The sequence below is a fragment of the Paenibacillus ginsengarvi genome, assembly GCF_003626695.1.
GTDB lineage: Bacteria > Bacillota > Bacilli > Paenibacillales > NBRC-103111 > Paenibacillus_AB > Paenibacillus_AB ginsengarvi.
The window spans coordinates 120,345-137,259 of sequence record NZ_RBAH01000017.1; the positions used below are offsets into that span (position 1 = coordinate 120,345).

The following is a 16,915-nucleotide window of genomic DNA, read 5'->3' on the forward strand; positions in this document are numbered from 1 at the left end:
GAGGGATACGCGGCATGAAGATTGGTTTTATCGGAACGGGCAGCATGGGAACCGTGCTCATCGAATCATTCATACGCTCCGGGGCACTGCAGCCGTCGTCCGTTATCGCGAGCAACCGCTCGAAGCATAAAGCGGATCTTCTGGCTGCCAAATATCCCGGGCTCCTGGCCGTAGACTCGAACCGGCAAGTCGCCGCGACTTGCGGGACTATCTTCATTTGTGTCAGGCCCCTTGTTTTCAAACAAGTCGTCGATGAAATCAAACCCTATGTGACGCCGGATACGACCGTAATCTCGATTACAAGTCCGGTTCTGCTGAGGCATCTGGAATCGTCGCTGCCGTGCAAAGTCGCCAAAGTGATTCCCAGCATTACGAACGGCGTGCTTAGCGGCGCGGCCTTATGCATATACGGCGAACGCATGAGCGAGGAGGACCGGGGCTCGCTGGAATGGCTGGTCGGCATGATCGGCAAACCGGTTCGCGTTTCGGAGCAGCACACGCGGGTTACCTCGGACATCTCCAGCTGCGGCCCCGCTTTTCTCGCTTACTTCGTACAAAAGCTCGTCGATGCCGCCGTCCATGTAGCGGGCCTCCCGCAGGAGGAGGCAACCCGGCTCGCCTCGGAAATGGTTCTCGGCACCGGCAAGCTGCTGACGGCCGGAGGATATACGCCAGAGTCGCTGCGGCAGCGGGTAGCGGTTCCCGGCGGCATTATCGAAGCCGGTCTCGAGCTGATGGAGCGCGAGCTGGACACTACGTTTATCCGCTTGCTGGAAGCGACACATGCCAAGTACGACGAGGACGTGGAAAAAGTCGATCAGCAGTTCGGCAGCGGCACCCATACGCAATAAACGGCCGGCCCTGCGCCATAAGGAACTGCTTGTTCCCTGGCGAGGCCGGCCGTTTCGTTTGCGGCTGGTCGTTCTCTATTTCGGATCGGTTACCCTACGACAATGTTGACGAGCTTGCCTTTGACGGCTATTACTTTGCGTACCGATTTGCCGTTCATCGCGTCCTTCACTTTATCCAGCTCGAGCGCGATTTGCTGCATGGCGGCTTCGTCCGTGTCGTTCGCGATTTTGACGCGATCGGCGATTTTGCCGTTCACTTGCACGACGATCTCGACTTCGTCATCAACCGTCAACGCTTCGTCGTACGTCGGCCATGCCGCATACGTGATCGATTCGTTATGGCCCAGCTTCTCCCACAGCTCTTCGGCGAGGTGAGGCGCGATCGGCGACAGCATCTGGGCGAACTGGCGCATCGCCTCGACCGGAAGCGATTCCGCCTTGTATGCTTCGTTGACGAAAATCATCAGCTGGCTGATCGCCGTATTGAAACGCAGCGCGTCGAAATCTTCCGTCACTTTCTTGATCGTCCGGTGCCACGTGCGGTTAAACGCCTCGCTACCTTCGCCGCCGATCTTCGCATTCAACGTGCCATCCTCGTTCACGAACAACCGCCAGATGCGGTTCAGGAAGCGGTACGCTCCATCGACACCATTCGTGTTCCACGGCTTCGTCGCTTCGAGCGGCCCCATGAACATTTCGTACAAGCGGAGCGTATCCGCCCCATGCTCGCCGACGATGTCGTCCGGATTCACGACGTTGCCGCGCGATTTGCTCATTTTCTCCATATTTTCGCCGAGAATCATGCCCTGGTTGACGAGCTTGTAGAACGGCTCTTTCGTGTTTACGACGCCGATATCGTACAGCACCTTGTGCCAGAAGCGGGCGTACAGGAGGTGGAGCACGGCGTGCTCGGCGCCGCCGATGTACAGATCGACCGGCAGCCATTCTTTTTGCAGCTCCGGCGAGCAGAGCTCCTTGTCGTTGTGCGGATCGATGAAGCGCAAGTAATACCAGCAGCTTCCCGCCCATTGCGGCATCGTGTTCGTTTCGCGCTTGGCCGGCTTGCCCGTTTCGGGATCGACCGTATTGACCCATTCAGTCACGTTCGCCAGCGGCGATTCCCCCGTGCCCGACGGACGGATCTCGTCGATTTCCGGCAGCAGCAGCGGCAGCTGATCTTCCGGTACCGGCTTCATCGTGCCGTCCTCGAGGTGGAGAATCGGAATCGGCTCGCCCCAGTACCGCTGGCGGCTGAACAGCCAGTCGCGCAGCCGGTACGTCACTTTGCCTTGCCCTTTGCCTTCGGCTTCCAGCCATGCGATCATTTTCGCGATTGCCTGCTCGTTGTTCAAGCCGTCGAGCAAGCCGGAACTGATGTGCGCGCCGTCGCCCGCATATGCTTCCTTCGTTACATCGCCGCCCTTGACCACTTCGATAATCGGCAAATCGTACTGCTTCGCAAACTCCCAGTCGCGCTGGTCGTGGCCCGGCACCGCCATAATGGCCCCCGTACCGTATCCGCCGAGCACATAATCGGCGATCCAGACCGGCGTCTTCGAACCGTTCACCGGATTGATCGCATAAGCGCCGGTAAATACGCCCGTTTTTTCTTTGGCGAGATCGGTGCGCTCCAGATCGCTCTTCATCGCCGCTTTATCCTGGTAAGCCTTGATCGCAGCGGCTTGATCCGGGGTCGTGATCTTGGCAACGAGCTCATGCTCCGGCGCCAGTACGCAATAAGTAGCCCCGAACAGCGTATCCGGACGCGTCGTGAAGACGGTCAGGCTGTCGCCCGCGTGTCCGTCGATCTCGAATACGACTTCCGCGCCGGTCGATTTGCCGATCCAGTTGCGCTGCATATCCTTGATGCTTTCCGACCAGTCCAGCTCCTCCAAATCCTCGAGCAGCCGTTCGGCATATTCGGTAATTTTCAGCACCCATTGGCGCATCGGCTTGCGGACAACCGGATGGTTGCCGCGCTCGCTGAGACCGTTGATGACCTCCTCGTTGGCCAGCACGGTTCCGAGCGCCGGACACCAGTTAACGGGCACTTCGGCCACGTAGGCGAGTCCTTTTTTGTACAGCTGGAGGAAAATCCACTGCGTCCACTTGTAATAGTCCGGATCGGTCGTGCTGACCTCGCGGTCCCAGTCGTATGAGAAGCCGAGCGACTTGATCTGGCGGCGGAAGTTGTCGATGTTCGTAAACGTAATGTCCCGCGGATGCTTGCCGGTGTCGAGCGCATGCTGCTCAGCCGGAAGACCGAAGGCGTCCCAGCCCATCGGGTGCAGCACGTTGAACCCTCTCATCCGCTTGTAGCGGGAGACGATATCGGTCGCGGTGTAGCCTTCCGGGTGACCGACGTGCAGCCCCGCCCCCGACGGATACGGGAACATGTCGAGCGCGTAAAACTTCGGCTTGTTCGAGTTTTCGAGCACTTTGAACGTTTTGTTAGCGTCCCAGTATTGCTGCCATTTCGGTTCGATCGCTTGCGGGTTATAGCCTTGCGTTTCTTTGTGCGAGCCCGTTTGCTGCGTCATAAGCGTTTCCTCCCAAATTTACCCCAAAAAGTGATGTGATGCTTCGTAGCTTAGTCCGAGTACTTTTCGGGGACCCCGATACTTGAACCCCAAAAAGTGATGTGATGCTTTGTAGCCGAACTTAACGGAATTATTTTCCGCTAATCCCGTTCTATCCTGCCTGTAAGCCTGCAATAGCGGAACCGGTTTCCGCTATTCGCCCCTTCCTGCTCGAATATGAGCCAAAAGCGCCAAATAGCGGAATACAGTTCCTTTATTTGAGCGGCCATCCCTCTTTCCCTGCGAATAACGTACTATACTTCCGTTATACCCCCGCCTTTGCCGGCCAATACCCGAAAGGACGACAAGAAAGAAAAGTGCCCGAACGCTCAAAAACCTCCCATCACTAGCGCTAACGCTAGGGACGAGAGGTTTGTTTCCCGTGGTACCACCCTAGTTGGCACGGATCGTCCTTCGATCTATGCCCACTTTGAACCCCTTAACGCGGGGATTACGATCCGGTTTGCCGTATTACGCTCGGGTAACGATGCTTCGCATCACTCGCGATGCCGATACGCGTTACGGGTCATGCCGTCAGCTCCAAGGCGAGTTCGCTCTTCTCATTTGCCGGCTTTCACCGAAGTACCGGCTCTCTGCGAAATGAAAATAGGCTACTATTCCTTGTCTAAGCCTGTGATCGATATACAACTTTTAGATATTATACGTGCAAGGCGCCGGTAAAGTCAAGGTGCTCCGTCCCGCATGTCAGCTCTCGATATGACAGGCTTGGCCTCGCTTCCCGCTTAACATGCCGCTACCACGGCACGCCGTCATCGCCGCCCCGGCCGCTGTCCGATGGTGTATGCGGCTTCTCGATCAGCTTTTTCGCCACATCCTCGAACGATTCCGGATGGAGCAGTTCCACCGGCGAAAAGCCTTTCTCAAACTGGAACGAATCTCCCTCGATGAGCAGCACGTACCGTCCGTTCAGCTGGGCGACATGCACCGACTGCCCGTAATCGGAGAGAAGCGCCCGGACGGAAACCCCGTCCAGCTTGAACTTCAGCTCCAGCTCCGGCTGATACTCGGTAATTCGCGTCGCTGCCTCGACGACCTGCTCCGGGCTCCATTTTTGCTGAAGCTCCCTCTGCTCGCTCGCCGCCCACAGCTCGATTTCCTCGGCCTCGCGCTGCTTGCCTTCGTGGGCCGGCTCGGCCTGCCATTTTTCCTCGATATAGTTCTGCACCATATCCATCACCTGCTGATTAACCAGCTCCGGAACGGAAGGCTCGTACGAGACGAACTTGAGAAAATCCTCGAAATAGCGGGCGTGAGACGATTGATGCAGCTTCAGCTCCCATTCCTCGAGCATGCCCTCCTCGGGAATGTGCGGGTATTGGATCGCTTTGATGTTTTTGGCGCTGATCGCCATATCGACATGCCGGACCAAGCTTTTTTCGTCGGCGATCGTGGCGATTTTCGGCTCGAAGTCGCATTTCATCACGAACAGGATCGGATCGTCGAACCATTTACTCAGCTTGGCCGCCGTGACGATCAGCGCTCCGCCGCGGACGGAGCTCGTATCCATGTAAGCGCGCACCAGCTCGTCGCTGGCGTACAGAAAGTCCTGGGGATTCCCGGCAAATCGGATTCGCTGAAACAAGGCGTAGTTCGGATTGCCAGCCAGCTCGAACCCAGGCTCTACAATAAACCGGCCAACCTTCGTCGGCACCTGCTCAGTAAGTGGATTCCGTTCGGCTTTTCGCTTCACGATGCGGGCGAATTCGCCGTCTAAAAACTTTTTCAGCTCGCTCGTTTCGTACGCTTCGCGGTCGAGCGTCTGGTAATGCCGGAACGATTTGTTCGCCTGGTCCTCGGTTTGAATGACGAAAAATGACAAGTATTGTACGGAAAAATCCACAGTCAGAACGCTCCTTCTCCGGTCTGCTTTCACCCGCGCGGTCCGCCCGGCCCGAAAAAAAACGGAAATCGCCAGGCAGCGGCGCGGGATCTAAAAGCTCCGAACTCTACTTTAACAAAAATGCGCTCTGATGGGAACACCCGTGCGGACTGTGAAATTGGTCCTCATTCTTCGTCAAACTTACGCAGCACGAGGACTGCATTGTGTCCCCCGAAGCCGAACGAATTCGAAAGCCCCGTCGTAACTGGCACCTTGCGCGCAATGTTCGGCACATAATCCAGATCGCATTCGGGGTCCGGCTCATGCAAATTGATCGTCGGCGGGATCACGCCCTCCTGAATCGTCTTGACGAGCGCAACCGCCTCCACGCCCCCGGCCGCTCCGAGCATATGCCCGGTGACAGACTTGCCAGCGCTTATCGGAATCTCGTACGCCCGCTCGCCGAACAGCCGCTTGATCGCCTTCGTCTCCGAAACGTCTCCGATGTCCGTGCCGGTAGCGTGCGCATTAATCGTGTCGATATGCTCCGGACCGATACCGGCATCGTCCAGCGCCTCCTTCATCGCCCGGTAAGCGCCGTCCCCTTCCGGATCGGTCGCCACCATATGATACGCGTCGGAGCTGGCGCCGTAGCCGATCAGCTCGGCCAGGATGGGCGCTCCTCGCCGCAAAGCGTGCTCCAGCGATTCGAGCACGAGAATGCCGGCCCCCTCAGCCGCTACGAACCCGCTCCGCCCCTTGTCGAACGGGCGGCTGGCCTTCTCCGGCTCTCCGTCCCAGGTCGACATCGCGCCGGAGTTGATGAATCCCGCCAGCGCCAAATCGGTGATCGTCGCTTCCGCGCCGCCGGCCACGACAGCGTCCGCGCCGCCGCGCTGGATTAGCTTGAACGCCTCCCCGATCGCGTTGTTGCCCGACGCGCAGGCGGTTACCGGAGCGAGCACCGGGCCCTTGAGCCCGTTTAGGATGCTGACCTGCGCCGCCGCCATATTGGCGATCATCATCGGCACCAGCGACGGGCTGACTCGGCCCGGTCCCCGCTCCAGCAGCGTCTTGTAATTGTCCAGCAGCGTTTGCAAGCCGCCGACTCCGGAACCGATATAGACGCCGATCCGCGTCCGATCGGCGCTATCGTCCGCCAGCAGTCCCGACTCGCTAAGAGCCTCTGCAGCTGCGCCAATCGCAAGGTGGCAGAACCGGTCCATCCGGCGTGCTTCCTTCCGGCCTACTACTGCCTCCGGGTCGAAATTGCGCACCAGTCCGGCGATTTTTGTTTTGAGAGCCGTAACGTCAATCGTGTCGATCACGGAAATTCCCGATCTTCCGGCGACAAGCGCCTCCCAAAATGTAGACACATTGTTCCCGATCGGCGTAATGGCGCCCATACCCGTAATAACTACCCGTTTCATCCGATACCATCCCTTTCTCCGTCTGCTAAACTGTCGAATCGGGAGCCGGCCACACGAAGGAACCGATACACCCGGCTGCCAAACTCCTCGTATGCAAGTAGCATGTCATATGTGTTATCCTATTACAAGTTATAGTTTATACGGGTATAATTACTGATAGGCAAAAGAGAACGTCCATCGACATCGTTCAAGGAGGAGCGACCCGCCGTTTAGCGGGGGTTATTTGGGGCAAAAGAAACTGTTACGCTGTAACCTTGATAGCGGCGGTCTCATTTCCGCTTCGCATGATCAGCGCCATTCCGCCAGCTATAGCGGAACTTCCGCCTCCGTTATCGCTGTCTCGGCGGAACCGCCAGTTCCGTTATCGCTGCTTCGCGGGCCTACTAGGCCTGCACAGAGGAAGCTGTACTTCCTTTATGGCTCCATTCGCTCGGCTCAGCTCGAGTTATCGCGACTTTAACGGAACTTCCGCTTCCGTTATCGCCCGGTCAGCACTGTTCCGCCAGCGATAGCGGAACTTTCAGTTCCGCTTCCCTGTCTTCGGTCGGCTTCGATCCTGAAAAGACACTCCGTCCACGAATCGAAAGGAATGATCGTCCATGAACACCGATCAGCGCTTGCGGGCGTTATCTGATTTTCTAATCGCCCATCGGGCGAAGCTCACTCCCCAGTCGGTCGGGCTGCCTGCCGGGGCGCGCCGCAGAACGCCGGGCCTCCGCAGAGAGGAGGTCGCCCAGATCGCGGGCGTCAGCACCACGTGGTATACCTGGCTCGAGCAAGGCCGCGATATCCGCATGTCGGCCCAGGTGCTCGAAAGGATCGCCTTCGCGCTTCAACTGAACGACGACGAGCGGGACTATATGCTCGCGCTCGCTCTGGAGCAGACAACCGCCGCCGCGCCTGCCCCGGACACAGCCGTGGACAAAATGCCCGAAGCGCTGGAGAGAATCATCGGCGAGCTGCGTGGCTGCCCGGTGATCGTATCCGACCGCAAGCTGGGCATCGTCGGCTGGAACAAGGCGGCAGCGGCCGTTTTTATGGATTTTGCCCAAGTCCCTCCGGAAGAACGGAATATGATCTGGCTGCTGTTTACGCGAAAGGAGCTGCGCACGCTTGCCGCCAATTGGGAGCAGTTCGTGCGCGGATTTTTGGCGATATTCCGCTACTATTACGGGAAATATGTAGGCGATGCGTGGTACGGGGAGTTTATACAGCGGCTCAGCTCGTTTAATGCGGATTTCCGCACGCTGTGGGACATAAACGACGTCAGCCCGGCGCCGGAGGTGTCGATCGAGTTCCGCCATGCGAAGGCGGGCAAAATGCTGTTCGACCTGACATCGATGCAGGTGCAGGGACAGACCGATCTACGCTGCAGCGTGTATACGCCTTCGCCCGGTTCGGAAACGGAAGCGAAGCTGAAGCGGCTGATGGATCGCATCGAGCGCAGGTAGAATACGCAGGCACGCGAAAAAGCCCGGCGGAGGAATCTCCTCCGTCGGGCTCTTGTGCATAAGGAAGGACCGTGACAAGCCATTCATGGGGCCGCTTTCTAGAAAGCTTGCCCGTTTATTTTCCAATCGGCGTCAAACCGCCGTTGCCTGCTCAGCTCCGGCCCGATGCGGCCACAGCCCGCTTCAAAGCCTGAATGTACCCGGCGTGAAGCGCCTCGTGACCGATGCTGAAGATGAGTACGTCGGACAAGCGGTCCAGCTCCCGGAACGGGATTTGCAGCTTGTCGTCCATTCGTCCGGTTAGCCGCTCGCGAAATCGCTCGTTCTGTTCCTCAAGCAGCTTGCGCAGCTCTTCGAGCGTCGGCGGGGCACCTTGCCAGTCGGCCGGCTTCGTCCCGTTTCCGAACAAGCTCATCAGTTCCTCCGGCAAATCCATCGGCTCACCGAGCAGACGGAACGCAAACCGCTCCTGAACCGTCAAAATATGTCCCAGGTTCCAGCGAATGTTGTTGTTGAAGCCTTCCGGCACTATATCGGCCTGCTGCTCGGTAACGTCAGACACGAACTGCAGCGTCCGGCTCCGATTCATGTCGAGCTGTCTGAAAATGATCGTTTCCACAGTATCTCTCCCCAGTCGGTTTATTTCGGCAGCAGCGCCCGCAGCTTGGCGGCGGCTTCGATCGACGCCTTGAAATCGGGATAAGCGCTCAGCATCCAGTTGCGGTGCAGCACCGCCGTATCGTCACGCTCCGGCTCCCCGTACGGCCAAGGCTCGCCGATGCCTTCGATATACTGCTTGATGAGCAGGATGAACGCGTTGCTCCATTCGCGCGTATTGCGGATCGTCGGCACGAACGGATAATACTGGTCGTACGAGGCGCGAATGAGCGTATGAATGACTTCCTGCCATGCGGAAGGAACTTCGGCGGCGGCAAGCTTGTCCGCCAGCTCTTGCGGCAGCTCCGGCTCATCCGTCGAGGCGTGAGCTTCGTACTCCTCTGCGCTGACGACACCCTGCTCCTTGGCGATCCACAGTTTCATCCGGTCGAGCGCCGGTTTGTAAGCCGCAGGCACCGAAATCGTCAGCTCCGGCTGCGGATCGTCCAGATTCACGACGTACGGCTCGCCCATTTTATGAATTTTGATATTGCCTCTCACGCCGAGCCAGCGAAGGGAAAGCAGCGCCTGCGTGATCACTTTGCCGTTCATGTCTTCGTTGCGGCATACCCGGCGCAGCATCTTCTCGCTTCTCGCATCGGGAACCATGCACAGCAGCCTGACGGCGTTCAGCGCCGAATCCGCATCCTCGCCCAGCCATTGCTGCGCGCGGGTGAAGAGCGAGTCGATCGTTTCGCTCGTAAGCACATCGAGCTCCATCACCCGTCCGGCGAACTCCTCCAGACTGAACACGCCTTGCGCCTTCAGCAGCGCCTCCCCTTGCTTTTCCTCCAGCAAGCGGTAATTTTGCTCCATCTCGTCGGACATTTGCGCATACGTCTCGCGCTCCTGGCTTGTAAGCCCAAACCGCTTCGACATGGCACGGAACCACTCAAACAGCGCGAGCGGACTGCGCTGGAACATCATCATGGCGAACGTAACCAGATTTTTATCGAAAGGAAGCGCTTCCTGGAGGGCGTAGCGAGCCAAAGCGGTTTGCGCATCTTCCTCTCGGCGCATCAGCGTAAACGACATAATCAGACCGTTCCAGGCGTCTGCATTCGTATTGTCCTGCGTTATCGCGCGGTGAAACGAAAAAGCGGCAGCTCCGTAAGAGTCGTTATCCAAGTAAAAGCGCCCCATGCTGCCAAAATCTGCAAAAGGATTCATCGTCTCCCTACCTTATGTTCAAAATAGTAAGACAAGTATACCTTACTAACGAACGAAAAGCAGCACCTTGGCTGCTTTTTTTGAACATTCGGCCATCGTAGCCGCTGAACCTCGTGCAAATTCGGCTTATGGAGGCGCCGCTGCCAGTAACAGAATGTTCGCGAGGGACGGAAGGCACCGCGTAATTTACGCCTCGCGCTACATCCCCTCCCTGCGCTTTGTCGTTACATTGGCATATGCGCCACTTTCGTATCAACTTCCGTTTCTGTTTCCGTTTCAACTGCCGTTTCTGCTTTCGAATCGGCTTCCGTATCTGCTTTCAAGTCGGCCTCCGCATCAACTGCCGCTTCCGCCTTCGCCGCAAGGCTTCTGTACAGATCGCGATATAGTTTCGAGGAGGCATCCCAGCCGTAATCCTTCTTCGCCCCGTTCGCCACGATGCGCTGCCACGTTTCCCGGTCGCCATAGAAGCCGATCGCCCGCCGTACCGTATACAGCAGATCGTGAGCCGCCGCCGGTCCAAATGTAAAACCGTCCCCGTCCCCTGTATGTTCGTTGTACGGGGTTACCGTATCGCGCAGGCCGCCGGTTTCGCGAACGACCGGCACAGTCCGGTAGCGCAGCGATATGAGCTGGCTCAGTCCGCACGGCTCGAAGCGCGAAGGCATCAAGAACATATCCGCTCCGGCATAAATACGCCGGGCGAGCCCTTCGTTAAAGCCGAACCACGTCGCGACGCGGCCCGGATACCGCTCTTCCGCCTCGCGCAGCAGCGCCTCGATATCGGGGTCGCCGGAGCCGAGCACCGCCAGCTGCACGCCTTCCTCCATAAGCTGAGGCAGCGCCTCGGCGAGCAGATCGAAGCCCTTTTGCCTGACCAGCCTCGACACGATGCCGATCAGCGGAATCGCGCCATCAACCGCTAGGCCGAGCTCTTGCTGCAAAGCCGTTTTGTTCAACCGTTTCTTGGCCAGCGAGCTGCGGAAAGGCGCCTTGAGATGCGGATCGGTCATCGGATCGTAGCTGTCCGTATCGATGCCGTTAACGATGCCGCTCAAATCGTCGGCGCGCTGCCGCAGCAGGCCGTCCAGCTTCTCCCCGAACGGCTCCGACTGGATTTCCTCGGCGTAGGCGGGACTGACCGTCGTCAGCTTGTCCGCGTACCGGAGCCCCGCTTTCATACAATTCCCCGCGCCGTAAAACTCCAGGCCGTCCGCCGTGAACATCTCGTCGCCGACAGCCAGCAAGTCCTGCAGCAGCTCGCGTGAAAATACGCCCTGATACATCAGATTGTGGATCGTATAAACGGTACGAACCTCTCTCAGCTTCGGCAGATACGAATAACGCGTCCGCAGCAGAAACGGGATAAGCCCCGCCTGCCAGTCGTGGGCGTGCACAAGATCCGGCACCTCATCCGTACGCCGCAAAGCTTCCATGAACGCCAGGGCATAAAAGACGAAGCGCTCCGCATCGTCCCCGTATCCGTACAGCCCGCCGCGCTTGAAATAATATTCGTTATCGATAAGCAAATAACGTATGCCGCCGATCTCCGTCTCCAGCAGCCCGCAGTACTGGCTGCGCCAGCCGAGCGAGACGCGGAACGTGTCCAGCGTAACCGCGCCATCCATATACTCGGCCGGGATATCGCCGTACTTCGGCAGGACGACCGTCACCTCCACGCCCGTTTTGGCGAGCGATTTCGGCAGTGCGCCTATGACGTCGGCCAGCCCGCCCGTTTTGACGAGCGGAGCCGCCTCCGACGCGGCAAACCAAACTTTCATTGTTAAGCCCCTCCGATCCTGTGCGCGAATGACGGTCATATGACGTTCCGCTTCATGGCGACGAACGGCGTTTCAGCCGATCCCTTCAGCCCTTTTAACGGCCGCACCTCGACCTCCTTGTCGAGAATGCAGTTTTCGAGCGAGCTGTCTTCGCCGATGACGCTGTTCTGCATGACGATACAATTGCTGATGACCGCTCCCGGCCGTACTTTGACGCCGCGGAATAAAATGCTGCCGTACACGGCTCCTTCGATCTCGCAGCCGTTCGCGATCAGCGAATGGACCGCTTCCGAGCCGCGCCGGTACCGGGTCGGCGGTTCGTCCTTCACCTTCGTATAGATCGGTCCGGGGCGGTAAAACAGATCGTTCCAGACATCCGGATCGAGCAGCTCCATATTGTGGCGATAAAACGAAGGTATGTTATTAACGACCGCAAGTCTTCCCTCATGCTTGTAGACGCTCACGTTTAGTTCGGAGAGGCGGCTCTGGATCGCATGGCGGACCAGATGGTCTTTCCCTTGCGCCAGCGATGACTGAACGAGCTCCATCAGCAGTTCCTTGCGCATGATATACATTTCCATCGAGACGAGATCGCTCACCAGCGTGCCGAAATGATCCTGCATCTCCAGCACGCGCCCGTCCGCATCGGCCCGCACCTTGCGCGTCAGCCCCGTATTCGCACGCGGCCACTCCTTGCAGACGACCGTAATATCCGCTCCCCGGTCCAGATGATGGCTCAGCACCTCGCCGAAGTCGACATTGCACACCATATGGCTGCGAGCGACGACGACATATTCCTGCGCGCTGCGGGAGAAGTAGTCGAGATGACGGTAAAAATGATACAAGTCGCCCTTGCCGAAGTCGGCCTGATTGTCCATCGCCGGCGGCAGTACGAACAAGCCGCCTTTTTTGTGGTGCAAATCCCAGTTGCTGCCCGAGCCGAGATGATCCATCAGCGAACGGTATTTCGTATGTGCAAATACGGCAACGTTCGGTACGCCGGAGTTCACCATCGAGGACAACACGAAATCGATCAGACGGTAGCGGCTTCCGAAAGGAACGGTGGCAAGGCAGCGCTCGAGCGTTAACGGACCCATTTGCTCCGTCTCGTGAATCAGATTGATGACACCCATCATAGGTAGTTTCATGCCGGATTCGCCTCCTCTAGCGCAGTTTGGGCCGAAACGACCGAGCCGCACGCGACGATGGCGATTTCCGCCGAATCGAAGCTGCCCACCTGGCAGCCTTCGCCGACGACCGCACCTTCGCCGACGATCGCCCGGATTACCTTGGCTCCCCGGCCGATATACGCTCCGGGCATAATGACCGATTCCTCGATCAGACAGCCCGCTCCGGCTCTTGCCCCGTGGAACAGCACCGAACGGTTTACCCGTCCCTCGACGATGCAGCCCTCGTTGATCAGCGAGCTTTGAATAGAGGCGGCAGGAGAGATGTACTGAGCCGGACGATTCGGATTGGCCGAATAAATGCGCCAGGAACGGTCGGCCAGATCAAGCGCGGGTTTGTCGTCCAACAAATCCATATTCGCCTCCCACAGGCTGTCGATCGTACCGACATCCTTCCAATACCCATCGAACCGGTGACTGTACAGGCGTGACCCTCCGGCCAGCAGCGCCGGTATGACGTCCTTGCCGAAATCGCCCGACGACGTCCGGTCCGCCGCGTCGCGCAGCAGCGCCTCTCGCAGCGCCGGCCATGAAAATATATAAACGCCCATCGACGCCAGATTGCTGTCGGGCTGCGGCGGCTTTTCCGTAAACTGCGTAATGCGGCCGCTCTCGTCCACGCTCATGATGCCGAACCGGCTTGCATCCGCCCACGGCACCGTGATAACCGCGATCGTGGCATCCGCCCGGTTTTTCTTATGCGTCTCCAGCAGGTCGTTATAGTCCATCTTATAAATATGATCGGCGGAAATGACGAGCACGTACTCGGGATCGTACCGCTCGATAAAGCCGATATTTTGGTAAATCGCGTTGGCCGTGCCTTTATACCAGTCTCCGCCCTTCTGGCGTACATACGGGGGAAGCACGTGCATGCCTCCGTCTCTCCGGTCTAGCCCCCACGGACTGCCGATTCCCAAGTGACGGTTCAGCACGAGCGGCTGATACTGGGTTAGCACGCCGACCGTTTCGATTCGAGAATTGGCACAATTGCTGAGCGCAAAATCGATAATCCGGTACTTGCCTCCAAAATGAACCGCCGGTTTGGCCGAATCTTTCGTCAAAACGCCAAGTCTCCTACCTTCTCCGCCAGCCAGCAGCATAGCCAAACATTCATTGCGGCGCATATCGGATTCCCCCTTGAAGTTGTGGTTGCTTGCAACAACTTGCATTCGATGGTCACGGTTGCCGCTCTTTTGCACCGGAGGCCGGTTCGAGCACGAGGCAGGTAAGCGGCGGTACGGGCAGTTCGATGCTGTGCGGCATCTCGTGTTGCTTAATCTTGTTCGCCTTCACAAGCGGCGGCATGGATCGCCCGGCGCCGCCGTATTCGGCTGCATCGCTGTTGAAGACGACGCGATAAGCGGAAGCCGAAGGGACCCCGATTCGGAAACGGGGATAATCGGTGCGCGAAAAGTTGCAGATGACGATCGCATGCGCCCGCGACTTGACCCCTCTGCGGACAAAGGAGACGACGCTTTGCCCGGCATTGTCCGCATCAATCCACCGGAAGCCTCGCGGCTCGTGATCGCATTCCCAGAGTACAGGCCGGGACCCGTACAGCCGGATCAAATCCTGTACGCAGCGGTGCATCGAGGCGTGCATCGGGTAGTCGAGCAGTTGCCAGTCGAGCGTCTCCGCATCTTTCCATTCGTCGTATTGACCGAATTCGCCGCCCATAAACAGCAGCTTTTTGCCGGGAAAACAAAGGAAATACCCATAAAACAAACGCAAATTCGCAAATTTTTCTTCGTAGGTGCCTGGCATTTTGAGAAGTAAGGATCGTTTGCCATGAACGACTTCATCATGAGAGAGGGGCAGGATGTAATTTTCGGAGTAGGCGTACATCATCGAGAACGTAACGCAGTGGTGCAGGGATTGTCTGTCGGCAGGATCGGCTTCCATATATCGCAGGATGTCGTTCATCCAGCCCATGTTCCATTTGTAGTTGAAACCGAGACCGCCGGCATAGGTCGGCGACGTAACGCCCGGCCAAGCGGACGAATCTTCGGCCATCATAAGCGTATCGGGGTAATAGCGATAAACCGTTTCGTTCAGTTTACGTAAAAAGTCAAGCGCCTCGAGGTGTTCCCAGCCGCCGTGGCGGTTGCGGGTATGCTGGTGAGCCGGCTTGTCGAATCGCAGGTCGAGCATGCTGGCGACGGCGTCTACGCGGAATCCGTCGATATGATACACGTCCAGCCAAAAGAGCGCGTTCGAGATGAGAAAGCTGTGTACCTCCGGCTTGCCGAAGTCGAAGGCTAGCGTTCCCCAAAGCGACTTCTCCGCCCTTCTCGGGTCGGCGTCTTCATACAGCGTGGTGCCGTCAAACAGCCTGAGGCCGTGATCGTCCTTGCAAAAATGACCGGGCACCCAATCCAGCAATACGCCGATGCCGTGCCGGTGACAGCGGTCCACAAGCAGCTGCAGCCCTTCCGGCGGACCGTACCGGCTTGTCGCCGCGAAGTAACCTGTCGTCTGATAGCCCCACGATCGGTCGAGCGGGTGCTCCGTAATCGGAAGCAGCTCGATATGGGTAAATCCGTGTGCCGAAACGTACTCGACCAGTTCGTCGGCCAGATCGGCATAGGTGCGGAACAACTCCGGACCGTCCGCCCGCCAGGAGCCGAGATGCACTTCGTAGATGAGCATCGGCTGTCCGTACGGGGGCTTCTTCGTTTTTCGTTTCATCCAGCTTGCGTCGGTCCATATGTAGCCGTCCAGACGGGCTACGACCGAGGATGTGCCGGGTCTCCGTTCCGCGCGGAAAGCGAACGGGTCGGCTTTATGCCGGATGTTTCCGCCGGGTCCGACGATTTCGTACTTGTAAAGCGCCCCTTCTTCGAGGCCCGGCACAAAACAGCTCCATACGCCGGTCGTCCCCATTCTCTCAAGCGGATTACGTCCCCCCTGCCATTCATTGAAATGCCCGACAACCCGGACTTCCTCGGCATGCGGCGCCCATACGGTAAATCTGACGCCGGTCACTCCGCCGCGTTCGTGCAGGTGAGCGCCGAAGGTGCGGTACGCCCGAAACAACTGGCCATGATTGTACAAATACAAATCCTCGGGGGCGATACAGAGCGAAGCGGTTGTCATATCCTTGCGAGGCACCTCCTAGCCGCAAAAACATCAAGTCAAGAAAATGTTAATTATTTGTTAACATATATAACACAAATTGAACATCTGCACCTATTATTATAAATGATTTCAACCCCATTTTCATTATAATTATAAAAATAGACGAATGTTCTCATTTTTCTCCGTCCTTTTAGACGTTGTTCAACATTCCCATCATTATTTTCATCACTACCTTTCATAAAACGACAATATTCCTCACACGAGCAATAAAAATTCGCCAAAAAAACCATTTGGGTTCCCCTGCCCATCCTGGAGAACGGCGGCAACATAGCAATGCAAAAGAAACTATTATATTCATCATTTGTTATCATTAGCACCAAACCTAATTATTGCAGTTAGAAGGGAGTAAGACATGGCAAATATCGAGCACTTGCAAACCGTACATGTTCCAGCGTCGAAGGTGTATGAAACGTTAACCACCGCTGAAGGACTGTCGGAAATATGGACCAATGAACTCCTAGTTAATAATCAAATTGGCTTTATTAATGAATTTCGATTTGGCAGCGATGACATAACTAAGATGAGAATAGAGGAATTGATCGTTAATGAAAAAGTCGTTTGGCAGTGTATAGATTCAGATCCGGAATGGATTGGGACGATTATTTCCTTTGATATTCAAGAGAAGAACGGGAAGTCTTTTATCACTTTGCGGCATATGAACTGGAAAGAAGTAACGCCATTTTATCGCTCCTGTAACTACAACTGGGCTATTTTCCTTTATAGTCTCAAATCCTATTGTGAAGATGGCGAAGGTATCCCCTATCAAAAACGTAAGTTTTAACATAGCCCGGAGAAAAAGACTGCCGCGCTCCCCGCAGGGGCGTGACAGTC

At 57.1% G+C, this 16,915-nt stretch carries 12 protein-coding genes and 1 other annotated feature; of the genes, 3 read left to right on the forward strand and 9 right to left on the reverse strand.

Features of this window, described 5'->3' with window-relative positions:
- Positions 1–14: 14 nt before the first annotated feature.
- Entirely contained in the window at positions 15–851 is an 837-nt protein-coding gene (gene comER, locus D7M11_RS21935; protein WP_120749405.1) for a late competence protein ComER, read from the forward strand.
- A gap of 89 nt (positions 852–940) precedes the next feature.
- Here the strand turns inward: comER and leuS are convergent, their stop codons facing one another.
- From leuS to fabF, 3 genes are all read right to left on the reverse strand, one after another.
- A complete protein-coding gene (leuS, locus tag D7M11_RS21940; RefSeq protein WP_120749406.1) occupies positions 941–3,391 on the reverse strand; it encodes a leucine--tRNA ligase in 2,451 nt (816 codons plus the stop codon).
- A gap of 396 nt (positions 3,392–3,787) precedes the next feature.
- Positions 3,788–4,067 (reverse strand) — a binding site (T-box leader).
- A gap of 117 nt (positions 4,068–4,184) precedes the next feature.
- On the reverse strand, positions 4,185–5,291 hold the full coding sequence (locus tag D7M11_RS21945) for a DUF3900 domain-containing protein (RefSeq protein WP_120749407.1): 1,107 nt from the start codon (positions 5,289–5,291) through the stop codon (positions 4,185–4,187).
- A 164-nt stretch (positions 5,292–5,455) separates the two neighbouring features.
- Positions 5,456–6,700 (reverse strand): beta-ketoacyl-ACP synthase II, encoded by a 1,245-nt coding sequence (fabF, locus tag D7M11_RS21950; protein ID WP_120749408.1) that lies wholly within the window; start codon positions 6,698–6,700, stop codon positions 5,456–5,458.
- 599 nt (positions 6,701–7,299) lie between these two features.
- Here fabF and D7M11_RS21955 point away from each other — a divergent pair.
- Entirely contained in the window at positions 7,300–8,151 is an 852-nt protein-coding gene (locus D7M11_RS21955; protein WP_120749409.1) for a helix-turn-helix transcriptional regulator, read from the forward strand.
- Positions 8,152–8,302: 151 nt separating this feature from the next.
- Here D7M11_RS21955 and D7M11_RS21960 read toward each other — a convergent pair whose 3' ends face one another.
- The 6 genes from D7M11_RS21960 to glgB form a co-directional block, all read right to left on the reverse strand.
- Positions 8,303–8,770 carry a DinB family protein gene (locus D7M11_RS21960; RefSeq protein ID WP_240041243.1) on the reverse strand — a complete coding sequence of 156 codons (468 nt, stop codon included), beginning with the start codon at positions 8,768–8,770 and terminating at the stop codon, positions 8,303–8,305.
- Positions 8,771–8,790: 20 nt separating this feature from the next.
- The gene (locus tag D7M11_RS21965) at positions 8,791–9,978 is read right to left on the reverse strand and encodes a HEAT repeat domain-containing protein (protein WP_120749410.1); all 1,188 of its coding nucleotides are present in this window, start codon (positions 9,976–9,978) and stop codon (positions 8,791–8,793) included.
- 224 nt (positions 9,979–10,202) lie between these two features.
- On the reverse strand, positions 10,203–11,798 hold the full coding sequence (gene glgA / locus D7M11_RS21970; protein WP_420818438.1) for a glycogen synthase GlgA: 1,596 nt from the start codon (positions 11,796–11,798) through the stop codon (positions 10,203–10,205).
- Positions 11,795–12,907, reverse strand: a complete 1,113-nt coding sequence (gene glgD, locus D7M11_RS21975) for a glucose-1-phosphate adenylyltransferase subunit GlgD (RefSeq protein WP_193556254.1) — start codon at positions 12,905–12,907, stop codon at positions 11,795–11,797. Before glgD ends, glgA begins: the two co-directional genes overlap by 4 nt.
- Complete coding sequence (locus D7M11_RS21980; protein WP_120749412.1) at positions 12,904–14,070, reverse strand: glucose-1-phosphate adenylyltransferase; 1,167 nt, start codon at positions 14,068–14,070, stop codon at positions 12,904–12,906. The genes glgD and D7M11_RS21980 overlap by 4 nt, the downstream gene beginning before the upstream one ends.
- Positions 14,071–14,122: 52 nt before the next feature.
- Positions 14,123–16,042: a 1,4-alpha-glucan branching protein GlgB gene (gene glgB / locus D7M11_RS21985; protein WP_120749413.1), complete on the reverse strand. Its 1,920-nt coding sequence runs from the start codon at positions 16,040–16,042 to the stop codon at positions 14,123–14,125.
- A 394-nt stretch (positions 16,043–16,436) separates the two neighbouring features.
- On the opposite strand from glgB, the gene D7M11_RS21990 reads away from it, so the two are divergent.
- Positions 16,437–16,865, forward strand: a complete 429-nt coding sequence (locus tag D7M11_RS21990; protein WP_120749414.1) for an SRPBCC family protein — start codon at positions 16,437–16,439, stop codon at positions 16,863–16,865.
- Positions 16,866–16,915 lie beyond the last annotated feature (50 nt).

Excerpts from the sequence above, each read along its gene's own strand:
- glgB (WP_120749413.1), bottom strand. The coding sequence starts at position 16,042 with ATGACAACCGCTTCGCTCTGTATCGCCCCCGAGGATTTGTATTTGTAC.
- comER (WP_120749405.1), top strand. The coding sequence starts at position 15 with ATGAAGATTGGTTTTATCGGAACGGGCAGCATGGGAACCGTGCTCATC.
- D7M11_RS21955 (WP_120749409.1), top strand. The coding sequence starts at position 7,300 with ATGAACACCGATCAGCGCTTGCGGGCGTTATCTGATTTTCTAATCGCC.
- fabF (WP_120749408.1), bottom strand. The coding sequence starts at position 6,700 with ATGAAACGGGTAGTTATTACGGGTATGGGCGCCATTACGCCGATCGGG.
- D7M11_RS21980 (WP_120749412.1), bottom strand. The coding sequence starts at position 14,070 with ATGCGCCGCAATGAATGTTTGGCTATGCTGCTGGCTGGCGGAGAAGGT.
- D7M11_RS21965 (WP_120749410.1), bottom strand. The coding sequence starts at position 9,978 with ATGAATCCTTTTGCAGATTTTGGCAGCATGGGGCGCTTTTACTTGGAT.
- glgD (WP_193556254.1), bottom strand. The coding sequence starts at position 12,907 with ATGAAACTACCTATGATGGGTGTCATCAATCTGATTCACGAGACGGAG.
- leuS (WP_120749406.1), bottom strand. The coding sequence starts at position 3,391 with ATGACGCAGCAAACGGGCTCGCACAAAGAAACGCAAGGCTATAACCCG.
- D7M11_RS21990 (WP_120749414.1), top strand. The coding sequence starts at position 16,437 with ATGGCAAATATCGAGCACTTGCAAACCGTACATGTTCCAGCGTCGAAG.
- glgA (WP_420818438.1), bottom strand. The coding sequence starts at position 11,798 with ATGACCGTCATTCGCGCACAGGATCGGAGGGGCTTAACAATGAAAGTT.